Below are 12,475 nucleotides of genomic sequence, written 5' to 3'. Positions count from 1 at the left end.
TTGGCCAGTCTGATCTGAGGTTTGATTCAGGTCCAAGCCCGCTTAGTTCAGCAGACTGCGTACCCCATCCGCCAGAACCTGCACTGACTCGGTGTCCGGTGCCAGATATCGCGCTCTGCCTTGCTGATCGAAGATATACACGCCACGGCTGTGCGAGACCTCGTAGTTTTCGGGTGCTTTGGGATCGGGTTTTTCAATCTGGAAGGCCACTCGGTAACGACGGGCCAGATCGGCAATCTGCTTTTCAGAGCCTGTCAGGCCGGTGGTGTGCTTGCCATCAAAAGCGGCCACATAACGGGCCAGGGAGTCGGGCGTATCGCGGTGGGGGTCCACACTGACAAAGATGATGCGCACCTGCTCGGCATCGTTCCCCAGCTCTTCCATGACCAGGCCCAGCTGGGCCAAGGTGGTAGGGCAAATATCCGGACAACTGGCATAGCCAAAAAACATCATGACGACTTTATCTTTGAAGTCATCCTGGGTGACGGTTTTGGGGCCAGCGGCTTGAAGGGAAAAGCGCAGATCGGGCAGGAAGCCACGTACGGGATGCAGATTGGCAGCGGCAGCGTTGCCCAGCAGGAACAAGCCCAGCGCCAGTGTCAGGCCAAACTGTTTAAATAAGACAAGAATGGACTTTACTGGGCTGGGTGTCATGGACGTCCTCTGAGTTTAAGCAGGCTCTGGAGTGAGCCCGCTGTGACGGAGCAGGGCGGTAATGGAAGGATCGCGGCCACGGAATGCACGGAAGGAGTCGGCAGCCGGGCGTTCGCCCCCTACGGACAGAATCTCGCGCCAGAAGCGATGACCCGTATTGCTGTCGAGGGTATCACGTGCCCCATCCGAGTGGGTATAGGCTTTTTCCTCAAAGGCCGAGTAAGCGTCGGCGGACAGGACTTCAGCCCATTTGTAGCTGTAGTAACCTGCGCCGTAGCCACCCGCAAACAAGTGCGAGAACTGATGCGGGAAACGGTGCCACTCAGGCGGGAACAGCACGGCGACTTCTTGGCGAACCTGATCCAGAATTTCCATGACGGCATCAATGCTCAGGCCGCTGTCACGCGAGTGGATCAGCATGTCAAACAGGGAAAACTCCAGCTGGCGCACCATTTGCATGCCGCTTTGGAAGTTGCGGGCCAGGTTCAGCTTGTTGTAGAGCGCACGGGGCAGGTGCTCGCCGGTTTCCACGTGGGCCGTCAGCATTTGCACCACAGGCCATTCCCAGCAGAAATTTTCCATGAACTGCGAAGGCAATTCGATGGCGTCCCATTCCACGGCGGAGAAGGCCGAGGCGGCTGGATCATCCACACGCGAGAGCAGAGTGTGCAGGGCGTGGCCGGACTCGTGGAACAGGGTGATCACATCGTCATGCGTGAGCAGGGCGGGGCGACCGGGCTGGGGTTCGGCAAAGTTGCATACCAGGTAGGCAATAGGCAGGCACAGCTGTTCACCCAGGCGGCGACGGCTGCGTTCGCTATCGACCCAGGCACCGCCTTGCTTGCCTTGGCGGGCGTGCAGGTCCATGTACAGATAACCCAGAACTTTGCCGTCGGAAGCCATGACTTCAAAGGGGCGTACGGCAGGGTGCCAGACGGGCACGTCGGCAGCACGCAGTGTCACATCAAACAGGCGCTGGATGACTTTGAACAGGCCGTTCAGAACGGCGGGTTCCGTGAAGTACTGTTTGACCTCGTCTTCCGAGTAGGCGTAGCGCTGTTCACGCAGGCGTTCAGCGCTGAACGGCACATCCCAGGCTTGCAGGGTCTCCAGGCCCAGCTCCTTTTTGGCAAAGGCTTGCAGCTCGTCCAGGTCCTGGCGGGCGTAAGGGCGAGCCTTGGCGGCCAGATCGCGCAAGAAGCTCATCACCTGTTCCGGGGTGTCGGCCATGCGGGTTTCCAGACGCATATGGGCGTAGCTGGCAAAACCGAGCAGGCTGGCTTCCTGGGCACGCAGATCCAGCAGCGTTTCAATCGCCTGGGAATTATCAAACTGGGCATCGCCCTGATCGGAGGCAATGGTGGTGTAGGCCCGGTACATCAACTCACGCAAGGTCTGGTTGCGTGCGTATTGCATGACAGGCAGGTAGCAAGGCATTTTCAATGTCAGACGCCAGCCTTGCTGATCGTTTTCCTGAGCAGCGCGTTGGGCGGCGGCCAACACGTCGTCCGGGATGCCGTCCAGTTCGGCCTGGTCGGTGACCAGGTAATGCCACTGATCAATCGCATCCAGTACATGCTCGGAGAACTGCTGCGAGGTTTGCGCCAACTCTTCGGAAATACGGGCGTAGTCTTCACGCGCCTGACCTTCCAGTTGCACGCCGCTCAGGCGGAAATCGCGCAGGGCCAGGGTAATGATGCGTTGGCGCTGGGGCGTCAGGGTGGCAAAGGCCGGGCTGTCGGCCAGCGCCTGATAACGCAGGAACAAAGGACGGTTCAAGCCCACCCAGGTCGAGAACTCGCTCATGCGCGGCAGGCATTGGTTGTACACCGTGCGCAGTTCGGGCGTATTGATGACCGAGTTCAGGTGACCGGCCACCGACCAGGCGCGATACAAGGTTTCGGTGGCGTCGGTGATGGGCTCGACGATGTTGTCCCAACTGGGTTCGCTATCGTCGTTGGAGACTGTGTCTACGGCTTGGCGGGCCAAGGCCAGCAGTTGGTCCACCGCCTGCTCGATGTGCTCGGGCTGGATGGCGGGATAGTCAATAAGGCTGTCGATAGGAACCAGTAAGGGATTTGTCGTCATAAACCGTTGATTAAATTAAAGACTGATGTTGGCCGAACGTTCGGCCGCTTCCAAGGTGTTGACCAGCAGCATGGCAATGGTCATGGGGCCGACACCGCCGGGTACGGGCGTAATGGCCGAGGCCACTTCGCTGGCACTGGCAAAGTCCACGTCGCCGCACAGCTTGCCGTCTGCACCGCGGTTGATACCCACGTCGATCACGACGGCACCGGGCTTGACCATATCGCCGGTAATGATGCCAGGGCGGCCTACGGCAGCGACCAGCACATCGGCACGGCGTGTCTGGGCGGCCAGATCGCGCGTTTTGGAGTTACAGAGGGTGACGGTAGCGCCCGCAGCCAGCAAGAGCATGGCCATGGGTTTGCCCACGATATTGCTGGCGCCCACGACTACGGCTTCTGCACCGCGCAGTGCCACGCTTTCGGATTCCAGCATTTTCATGACGCCGTAGGGCGTGCAAGGTGCAAATAGCGGCTTGCCCGTCATGAGCATGCCGGCATTGCTGACGTGGAAACCATCCACGTCCTTGTGCGGTGCAATGGTTTCAATCACCTTGTGCTCGTCCAGATGGGCGGGCAGGGGCAACTGAACCAGAATGCCGTGCACCGAGTTGTCCTGATTCAAGCGGGTGATCAGGGCCAGCAGCTTGGTTTCGGTGGTGTCAGCCGGCAGGCGGATGATTTCGGACTTCAGGCCGGCGGCTTCGCATGCCAGGCCCTTGTTGCGTACATAAACCTGGGAGGCCGGATCTTCACCGACCAGCACCACGGTCAAACCGGCTTGAATGCCGTGGGTTTGTTTCAGCTTGGCAACGCGTTCTGCAACGTCCGCCTTGATGGTGGTGGACAGCTTTTTTCCATCAATAATGCGAGCACTCATTTACGCATCCTCGGACTTGGTGAGGGCGATTTTCATGAGGTCGGCAACCGTAGTGACTTCCAGTTTTTCCATGATATTGGCGCGATGCGCTTCGACAGTTTTAATGCTGATGTTCAAGTCCCCGGCAATCTGCTTGTTCAGGCGACCGGCAACAATGCGTTCCAGCACTTGCTGTTCGCGCGCTGTCAGGCGGCCCAGGACTTCTTGTTGATCTTTTTGCGCCTGCGCTTGCGAGGCACGAGCCGTAGCCTGTTCGATCATGCGGCTGACAATAGTGCGCAGATCGGCTTCGTTAAAGGGTTTTTCCAGAAAGTCGATAGCGCCTTTCTTCATGGTGCTCACGGCCATGGGCACGTCACCGTGGCCGGTAATGAACACAATCGGGATAGTCGATTTGCGAGCGATCAGGGCTTCTTGCAGCTCCAGGCCGCTCATGCCGGGCATGCGCACGTCCACAATCAGGACGGCCACCTGGGCCGGGTCGTAGGCGCCCAGAAACTCTTCGCCCGATGCAAAGCAGCGGACCCGATAGCCGTTGGCTTCCAGGAGCCAGCGCAAGGAGTCCCGTACGGCTTCGTCGTCATCGACTACGTAAATGGTGCATGGCATTTGCGGGCTGGTCATTCGGGTATCTCCAGTTTGTTATCAAGGGTGTCCGTTACATCCGGTGCCGCACAAGGTAGACTGAAACGGAAAATCGTTCCACCCTCTGGATTGCCGACAGCCCACAGGCGGCCGTGATGCGATTCAATAATTGTGCGGCAGATATTCAGGCCCATCCCAAGGCCTTCGGACTTGGTACTGTAAAACGGTTCAAAGAGGCGCTCGGGGTCTTTCAAGCCATGACCGCGATCGATGACGGCCATCTCCAAAAGCGATTCTTGTTGGGTAATCACCAATTGAAGCACATGATGCTCGCTGTGTTCCATGGCTTCGATCCCATTTTTGAGCAGATTCAATAATACCTGTTCTATGAGAATGGGGTCGGCAATGACGTCAGGAACGGGGTCCGGAATGCTCAATTCAATCTCGATCTGGCGCTTGCGGGCGTCGATTTCGGCAAAGCCGACGGCATTTTCCACAATACGCATGACCTTGACGCGGACGCGGCGCGGTTCGCTACGTTTCACGAATTCACGAATACGGCTGATGATCTTGCCCGCGCGCTCGGCTTGCTGGGCCGCTTTTTCCAGCGCAGCCAGCAGGGTTTCAGGCTGGTAGCGACCAGATTTCAGCATGGCAACTGCGCCCATGCTGTAGTTATTGATGGCCGTCAGCGGCTGGTTCAATTCGTGCGCTAGCGAGGAAGCCATTTCGCCCATGGTGGTCAGGCGGCTGGTCAACTGCACCTTTTCCTGCTGAATGCGCGAGGCTTCTTCGTGCTTGCGGCGGTCGGTAATATCGCGCGCCACTTGCAGACGGACACGGCGGCCGTCTGTCCAGGCCAGCATACGGTGATGAACTTCGAACCAGCGAGCCGCCGATTCGGAGTAGATCTCTACGGTTTCATCCGTAAAGCGACCCAGGCGGCCACCCAGCAATTCAGCGTGACCATTGGATTGGGCGCCAAAGAAGCGACGATAGGTGCGGTTGGCAAACAGCAGTTCCAGACCGTCCGATGTATCGGCCACCACGGAAATGGCATCATCCAGACCTTCCAGCACCGTCATGAAGCGTTCATGCGCGGCGGTCAGGGCTTCGCGAATACGCTTGGGTTCGGTAATGTCCGTCATGGAAGTCATCCAGCCGATCTGCTCTCCATTGGGGGCACGCAAGGGCGAGACATACATACGGGCCGTAAAGCGCGAGCCATCGCGGCGCTGAGCCTCCACTTCCAGACCACTGCTGGGCGTGCGGCCGGACAGCAAAAGATCCAGGGTTTCCTGGTGCTGTTGATGACGACCGGGTAACCAGTAAGGGAAAGGGGCGGTGCGACCGACCAGATCGGCCTCGTTCCAGCCAATCATTCTGCAAAAAGCCGGATTCACATAAGCGATGCGGCCCTGCATGTCAAAAACGCGCATCCCCGTGGACATGGAGTTTTCCATGGCACGCCGGAAACCCGTCTCGGCGGTTTGTGCTGCCTCGGCATGGGTGCGGAAGCGGGTATAGCGCCACAGGGCCAGCAAGCTGACCACAATCACCAGGGACAGGGCCAAAATCACCATCATCAGGCGTTGCTGGCGCGTTTCCTGATCGATGGTCACAAACATGACGCTATCGTTTTGCAAACGCTGCAGCCACAGGAATACCCCCATGACACAGAGGTAGAGAAACAGCACGACAACCGGTGTCAGCCAATAGAATCCACGCCGATTCTGCTTGGCCTGATCATAGAAGGTTGAAGGGATCAGAGACTTTTTGGGATGAGTAGCCATAACAGCAAGAAAAGAAGTATGGCTGGATTGTAATGTAGGGCTATTTTTTTTAGTGATATTTCGTATTATGAAAACACATACCATAAAATGAAATTTTGCTTGAGCGTTTCTGTGTTCTTTCCTAGAATGGTTTGGTGCAGGCGTACCCCGCCTTGAACGCTCACAGTCCGCAAAACCCGCTTCGGTCAGGATCGCTTTACTTCTTATTAGATGGGCGGCTCAGCGTCGAGCAAGACCGGACTACTACCACATATATGGAGACACTATATGTCCTCAACCCAAGACAATAGTTCGGCTCAGGTCAGTCAAGACCAAGCCCTAGAAACAAAAGAGTGGCTTGACGCCCTGGAAGCGGTGGTGGACCGTGAAGGCCCGGCCCGTGCTCATGATCTGATCGAAAAGCTGATCGATCTGGCCCGTCGCTCCGGTGCTCACATCCCGTTCTCGCCCAACACGGCTTACGAGAACACGATTCCTCCGGGTCTGGAACCTGCCCACCCTGGCAACCTGGTGCTCGAAGAGCGCATCCGTTCCTACATTCGCTGGAACGCCATGGCCATGGTGGTGCGCGCCAACCGCGAAACCCCTCCTGATGGTGGTGGTCTGGGCGGTCACATTGCCTCGTTTGCTTCGCTGGCCACCATGATCGGTTGTGGTCAAAACCATTTCTGGCACGCCGAGACGGAAGATCGCGGCGGCGACATGGTGTTTTTCCAAGGTCACTCCTCGCCTGGTATTTACGCCCGCGCCTTTATGGAAGGCCGTATTTCCGAAGATCAGCTGAACAACTTCCGTCAGGAAGTCGATGGCAAAGGCTTGCCATCCTACCCGCATCCCAAGTTGATGCCCGAATTCTGGCAGTTCCCCACCGTGTCCATGGGCCTGGGCCCATTGATGGCGATCTACCAGGCCCGTTTCCTGAAGTACCTGCATGCCCGTGGCATTGCGGATACCAGCGGTCGTAAAGTCTGGGTGTTCCTGGGCGACGGCGAGATGGACGAACCCGAATCCCTGGGCGCCATCGGTCTGGCTGCACGTGAAAAACTGGACAACCTGATTTTCATCGTGAACTGTAACTTGCAGCGTCTGGACGGTCCTGTGCGCGGTAACGGCAAAATCATCCAGGAACTGGAAGGTACCTTCCGTGGTGCAGGCTGGAACGTGCTGAAACTGATCTGGGGCGGTTACTGGGATCCATTGCTGGCCCGTGACAAGGAAGGCATCCTGCGTAAGGTCATGGAAGAAACCGTGGACGGCGAATACCAGGCCTACAAGGCCAACGACGGTGCCTACGTTCGCGAGCACTTCTTTGGCAAGCACCCCAAGCTGCTGGAAATGGTCAGCCGCATGAGCGACGAGGACATCTGGCGTCTGAACCGTGGCGGTCACGATCCTCACAAGGTGTACGCTGCGTTTGACGCTGCCACCAAGCACGAAGGTCAGCCTACCGTTATTCTGGCCAAGACCATCAAGGGCTACGGCATGGGCCACGTGGGCCAGGCCAAGAACCCATCGCACCAACAAAAGAGCCTGGATCTGGACGCCGTGCGCGAATTCCGCGACCGTTTCAACATCCCGGTTCCTGATGACAAACTGGAAGAGCTGCCTTACTTCAAGCCAGCTGATGACTCTCCGGAAATGCAATACCTGCACGCCCGCCGTCAGGCATTGGGCGGCTACTTGCCCAAGCGTCGCACCAAGGCCGATGAACAGCTGACCGTGCCGACTCTGGACGCATTCAAGCCCATGCTGGAAGCCACTGCCGAAGGCCGTGAGATTTCCACGACGCAAGCGTTTGTGCGCTTTTTCAACACCTTGCTGCGTGACAAACAAGTCGGTCCTCGTGCCGTACCTATCCTGGCTGACGAATCCCGTACCTTTGGTATGGAAGGTCTGTTCCGTCAGATCGGTATTTACGCACCGGAAGGCCAGAAGTACACCCCGGTCGATAAAGACCAGGTCATGTACTACCGCGAAACGGCCAATGGTCAGTTGTTGCAGGAAGGTATTAACGAACAGGGTGCTTTCAGCTCCTGGATTGCGGCGGCCACGTCGTACTCCAACAGCAACCGCATCATGATTCCGTTCTTCATTTACTACTCCATGTTCGGCTTCCAGCGCTTTGGCGATCTGGCCTGGGCAGCGGGTGACATGAAGGCACGCGGTTTCGTGCTGGGCGGCACTGCCGGTCGCACCACCTTGAACGGTGAAGGTTTGCAGCACGAAGATGGCCACAGCCATATTCAGTCCTCGCTGATTCCTAACTGCGTATCCTACGACCCCACCTTCGCTCATGAAGTGGCTGTCATCATGCAGCATGGTTTGAAGCGCATGGTTCAGGACCAGGAAGACGTGTACTACTACGTCACCCTGATGAACGAGAACTACGCTCAGCCCGGTCTGGTCGAAGGCGACGAAGACGGCATCCTGCGCGGTATGTACAAGTTCAAATCCGTGGCCAAGGACAGCAAGCTGCGCGTTCAGTTGATGGGTTCGGGCACGATTTTGCGCGAAGTGATCGCAGCACAAGAATTGCTGGAAAAAGACTGGGGCATTGGCTCCGACGTTTGGAGCGTGACCAGCTTTACCGAACTGCGTCGTGATGGTCTGGATTGCGAACGCGCTGCGCTGTTGAATCCTGAAGGCAAGGATCTGCCCGTGCCTTACGTGACGACTCAACTGGCTAAAACGGACGGTCCTATCGTGGTCTCCACCGACTACGTCAAGGCCTTTGGCGACCAGATTCGTCCGTTCGTTCCTAAGGATCGCACCTTCAAAGTGCTGGGCACCGATGGTTTTGGCCGCTCCGACTACCGCTTCAAGCTGCGCGAGCACTTTGAGGTTGATCGTCACTTCGTGGTGCTGGCTGCTCTGCGCGCGCTGGCTGAAGACGGCAAGATTCCGTTCAGCAAAGCGTCCGAGGCGATTGCCAAATACGGCATCAATCCTTCCAAGGCCAACCCGCAGCACGCATAAGGGACTGAACCATGAGCAATATCATTCAAGTCAAAATCCCGGATATCGGTGCTGACGACGCTGTCGAAGTGATCGAAATCCTGGTCAAGGAAGGCGAGACCATTGAGGTCGAGCAAAGTCTGATTACTGTGGAGTCCGATAAGGCCTCCATGGAAATCCCCTCGTCCGATGCTGGCGTGGTCAAGTCGATCAAGGTCAAGCTGGGCGACAAGGTTAAGGAAGGCAGTCTGGTTCTGGAGCTGGAAGCCGCCGAAGGCGCGCAGGCCGCGCCTGCCGCTGAGCCTGCCAAGGCCGAAGCAGCTCCCGCTCCTAAAGCTGAAGCTGCGCCCGCAGCGGCTCCTGTCGCTGCCGCGGCAGCCCCGGCCGGTGGTGAACAGCAAGTTACCGTTCAAGTGCCTGACATTGGCGACGCCCGCGATGTGGACGTTATCGAAATCATGGTGCAAGTGGGTGACACCATTGAAGTGGATCAAAGCCTGATCACCGTGGAGTCGGACAAGGCTTCCATGGAAGTGCCGTCCTCCCACGCCGGTGTGGTGACGGCCATCAAAGTGAAACTGGGTGACAAGGTCAGCCAGGGTAGCGACATTCTGGAACTGACAGTGCAAGGAGCTGCTGCAGCCCCTGCACCCGCCAAGGCCGAGACCGCTCCCGCCCCTAAAGCCGAACCTGCTCCCGCAGCAGCGGCCGCTCCTGCTGCCAGCTCCTCGGTGGTGGTCGGTGCTGGTGCGCCGGCTCCAGAGCGTGTTTCGCCCACTGCCGCTTTTGCGGAAACCGAAGGCTCCTTGCGCAATCTGCCGCATGCCTCGCCTAGCGTACGCAAGTTCGCTCGCGAGCTGGGTGTGGATCTGACCAAGGTTCATGGCTCGGGCGATAAAGGCCGTATTACGGCTGACGACGTGCGTGGCTTTGTGAAGCAGGTCATGGCGGGCGGCGCTGCTCCGGTTATTGCTGCCGGTACCGCTGCCCAAGTGGGTGGTCTGGATGTGTTGGCCTGGCCCAAGGTCGATTTTGCCAAGTTTGGCCCAGTCGAAACTCAGGCTCTGTCGCGCATCAAGAAGATTTCGGGTGCCAACCTGCATCGCAACTGGGTCATGATTCCTCATGTCACCAATAACGATGTGGCTGACATCACCTCTCTGGAAGCCCTGCGTAAAGAGCTGAACGAGGAATACAAGAAGTCCGGCGCTCGCGTCACCATGCTGGCTTTCGTCATCAAGGCTGCCGTGGCTGCCCTGAAGAAATTCCCCGAGTTCAACGCTTCGCTGGACGGCGACAATCTGGTGCTCAAGCAGTACTACCACATTGGTTTTGCAGCTGACACGCCTAACGGTCTGGTTGTGCCGGTTATCCGTGATGCCGACAAGAAAGGCATTCTGGACATCGCTCGCGAAACGGGCGAACTGGCTGCCGCTGCCCGTGATGGCAAGCTGAGTGCCGCTCAGATGCAAGGCGGTTGCTTCACCATTTCCTCGCTGGGCGGTATTGGCGGTACGGACTTCACACCCATTATCAATGCGCCAGAAGTGGCCATTCTGGGTCTGTCGCGTTCCTCCATGCAGCCAGTCTGGAATGGCAAGGAATTCGAGCCACGCCTGATGCTGCCTCTGTCCCTGTCCTACGACCACCGCGTTATCGATGGTGCCGCCGCCGCCCGTTTCAATGCCTTCCTGGCAACGATGCTGGCCGACTTCCGTCGCATCGCACTGTAAGGAGTTGTCATGAGTCTGATTGATCTGACGGTCCCGGATATCGGCGACTCCGGTGAAGTAGATGTCATCGAAGTGCTGGTGCAAGTTGGCGATACGGTCGAGGTCGAGCAAAGCCTGATCACCGTGGAGTCCGACAAGGCCTCCATGGAAATCCCGGCCGCTCAGGCAGGGGTGATCAAGGAGTTGCTGGTCAAAGTGGGTGACAAAGTCTCCCAGGGTTCGGCCATTGCCAAGATTGAAGCGTCGGAGAGCCAAGCCGCTCCCGCTGCAGCACCCGCTAAACAAGAAGAAGCGCCTAAAGCAGCGGCGGCTCCGGCCGCTGCCGCTCCGGCTGCGGCACCTGCTCCGCAGGCGGCCAGCCATCAGGGCGGCGCGGATGATTCCGTGGATGTGGTCGTTCTGGGCGCGGGCCCAGGCGGTTACAACGCGGCCTTCCGTGCGGCTGACCTGGGCCTGAAAGTGGCTCTGGTCGAGCGCTACAGCACCTTGGGTGGCGTGTGTTTGAACGTGGGTTGTATTCCTTCCAAGGCCTTGCTGCACACCGTAGCGGTCTACGAGGAAGCCAAGTCCCTGGCAACACACGGCATCAAGTTCGGTGAAGCGCAAATCGATATCGACGCGCTGCGCGATTACAAGAACAAGGTGATCGGCAAGCTGACCGGTGGCCTGGCCGGTATGGCCAAGGGCCGCAAGGTGCAGGTTGTGGTCGGTAACGGCCAGTTCCTGGACCCCAACCACATCGAAGTGACCGCCAACGACGGCACCAAGAAAGTGATCAAGTTCGGCTCGGCCATTATTGCGGCCGGTAGCCAGTCGGTAAAACTGCCGTTCCTGCCTGACGATCCACGCGTGGTGGACTCCACCGGCGCGCTGGAACTGAAGTCTGTGCCCAAGCGCATGCTGATCGTGGGTGGTGGCATCATCGGTCTGGAAATGGGTACGGTGTACTCGGCTCTGGGTGCCCGCCTGGACGTGGTGGAAATGCAGACCGGCCTGATGCCGGGCGCAGATCGCGACGTGGTCAAGGTGTGGGAGAAGATGAACAAGCACCGCTTTGATCACATGATGCTGGAAACCAGCACTGTGGCCGCCGAAGCGCGCGAAGATGGCATCTGGGTGACTTTCGAAGGCAAGAATGCTCCGGCCGAGCCGCAGCGTTACGACCTGGTTCTGCAAGCCGTGGGCCGTTCGCCCAATGGCAAGAAGATCGGTGCCGAGAAAGCCGGTGTGCAAGTCAGCGACCGTGGTTTCATTGCGGTTGACAAGCAGCAGCGTACCAACGTGCCGCACATCTATGCGATTGGCGACATCGTGGGTCAGCCCATGCTGGCACATAAGGCCGAGCACGAAGCGCACGTGGCTGCTGAAGTCATCGCCGGTGAAAAATCCTTCTTTGACGCTCGCGTGATTCCTTCGGTGGCTTACACCGATCCGGAAATCGCCTGGGTGGGTCTGACAGAAGATCAGGCCAAGAAAGACGGTATCAAGGTCGAGAAGGGCGTGTTCCCCTGGGCTGCATCTGGTCGCGCGATTGCGAACAACCGTGATGAAGGCTTTACCAAGGTTCTGTTCGATGCTGAAACCCACCGTATCGTGGGTGGCGGTATCGTCGGTACCAATGCGGGCGAGCTGATTGGTGAGCTGGTTCTGGCTATCGAAATGGGTGTGGACCCGGTCGATCTGGCTAAATCCATCCACCCGCACCCCACCTTGTGCGAGTCGGTCAGCAAGGCTGCTGCCGTCGCAGAAGGGACGTGCACGGACTTGCCTCCAACGCGTCGCAAGTAA

The 12,475-nt window shown here is 58.2% G+C and carries 8 protein-coding genes; 3 read left to right on the top strand and 5 right to left on the bottom strand.

Annotated elements, in window-relative coordinates; all coding sequences use genetic code 11:
- Positions 1–42: 42 nt before the first annotated feature.
- From NIZ92_RS10450 to NIZ92_RS10430, 5 genes are read right to left on the bottom strand one after another with little or no spacing between them, the layout of a single operon-like run.
- The gene (locus tag NIZ92_RS10450) at positions 43–654 is read right to left on the bottom strand and encodes an SCO family protein (protein WP_083053476.1); all 612 of its coding nucleotides are present in this window, start codon (positions 652–654) and stop codon (positions 43–45) included.
- Between the two features lie 15 nt (positions 655–669).
- Positions 670–2,742: a M3 family metallopeptidase gene (locus NIZ92_RS10445; protein ID WP_254001886.1), complete on the bottom strand. Its 2,073-nt coding sequence runs from the start codon at positions 2,740–2,742 to the stop codon at positions 670–672.
- 15 nt (positions 2,743–2,757) lie between these two features.
- Positions 2,758–3,621, bottom strand: a complete 864-nt coding sequence (gene folD, locus NIZ92_RS10440; RefSeq protein ID WP_254001885.1) for a bifunctional methylenetetrahydrofolate dehydrogenase/methenyltetrahydrofolate cyclohydrolase FolD — start codon at positions 3,619–3,621, stop codon at positions 2,758–2,760.
- Positions 3,622–4,245 carry a response regulator transcription factor gene (locus NIZ92_RS10435; RefSeq protein WP_009457051.1) on the bottom strand — a complete coding sequence of 208 codons (624 nt, stop codon included), beginning with the start codon at positions 4,243–4,245 and terminating at the stop codon, positions 3,622–3,624.
- On the bottom strand, positions 4,242–5,999 hold the full coding sequence (locus NIZ92_RS10430; RefSeq protein ID WP_035271741.1) for a PAS domain-containing sensor histidine kinase: 1,758 nt from the start codon (positions 5,997–5,999) through the stop codon (positions 4,242–4,244). Before NIZ92_RS10430 ends, NIZ92_RS10435 begins: the two co-directional genes overlap by 4 nt.
- Before the next feature lie 267 nt (positions 6,000–6,266).
- On the opposite strand from NIZ92_RS10430, the gene aceE reads away from it, so the two are divergent.
- From aceE to lpdA, 3 genes are read left to right on the top strand one after another with little or no spacing between them, the layout of a single operon-like run.
- Complete coding sequence (gene aceE / locus NIZ92_RS10425) at positions 6,267–8,975, top strand: pyruvate dehydrogenase (acetyl-transferring), homodimeric type (protein ID WP_035271739.1); 2,709 nt, start codon at positions 6,267–6,269, stop codon at positions 8,973–8,975.
- Between the two features lie 11 nt (positions 8,976–8,986).
- Positions 8,987–10,687, top strand: a complete 1,701-nt coding sequence (gene aceF / locus NIZ92_RS10420) for a dihydrolipoyllysine-residue acetyltransferase (RefSeq protein WP_254001884.1) — start codon at positions 8,987–8,989, stop codon at positions 10,685–10,687.
- 9 nt (positions 10,688–10,696) lie between these two features.
- On the top strand, positions 10,697–12,475 hold the full coding sequence (gene lpdA, locus NIZ92_RS10415; RefSeq protein WP_239054288.1) for a dihydrolipoyl dehydrogenase: 1,779 nt from the start codon (positions 10,697–10,699) through the stop codon (positions 12,473–12,475).

It is taken from the genome of Alcaligenes sp. 1735tsa3, assembly GCF_024134565.1.
Classification (GTDB): Bacteria; Pseudomonadota; Gammaproteobacteria; order Burkholderiales; family Burkholderiaceae_B; genus Alcaligenes; species Alcaligenes phenolicus.
This window is presented reverse-complemented; position numbering and strand designations above follow the sequence as displayed.

Coding starts and splice junctions, on each gene's coding strand:
- NIZ92_RS10450 (WP_083053476.1), bottom strand. CDS start 654: ATGACACCCAGCCCAGTAAAGTCCATTCTTGTCTTATTTAAACAGTTT.
- NIZ92_RS10445 (WP_254001886.1), bottom strand. CDS start 2,742: ATGACGACAAATCCCTTACTGGTTCCTATCGACAGCCTTATTGACTAT.
- folD (WP_254001885.1), bottom strand. CDS start 3,621: ATGAGTGCTCGCATTATTGATGGAAAAAAGCTGTCCACCACCATCAAG.
- NIZ92_RS10435 (WP_009457051.1), bottom strand. CDS start 4,245: ATGACCAGCCCGCAAATGCCATGCACCATTTACGTAGTCGATGACGAC.
- NIZ92_RS10430 (WP_035271741.1), bottom strand. CDS start 5,999: ATGGCTACTCATCCCAAAAAGTCTCTGATCCCTTCAACCTTCTATGAT.
- aceE (WP_035271739.1), top strand. CDS start 6,267: ATGTCCTCAACCCAAGACAATAGTTCGGCTCAGGTCAGTCAAGACCAA.
- aceF (WP_254001884.1), top strand. CDS start 8,987: ATGAGCAATATCATTCAAGTCAAAATCCCGGATATCGGTGCTGACGAC.
- lpdA (WP_239054288.1), top strand. CDS start 10,697: ATGAGTCTGATTGATCTGACGGTCCCGGATATCGGCGACTCCGGTGAA.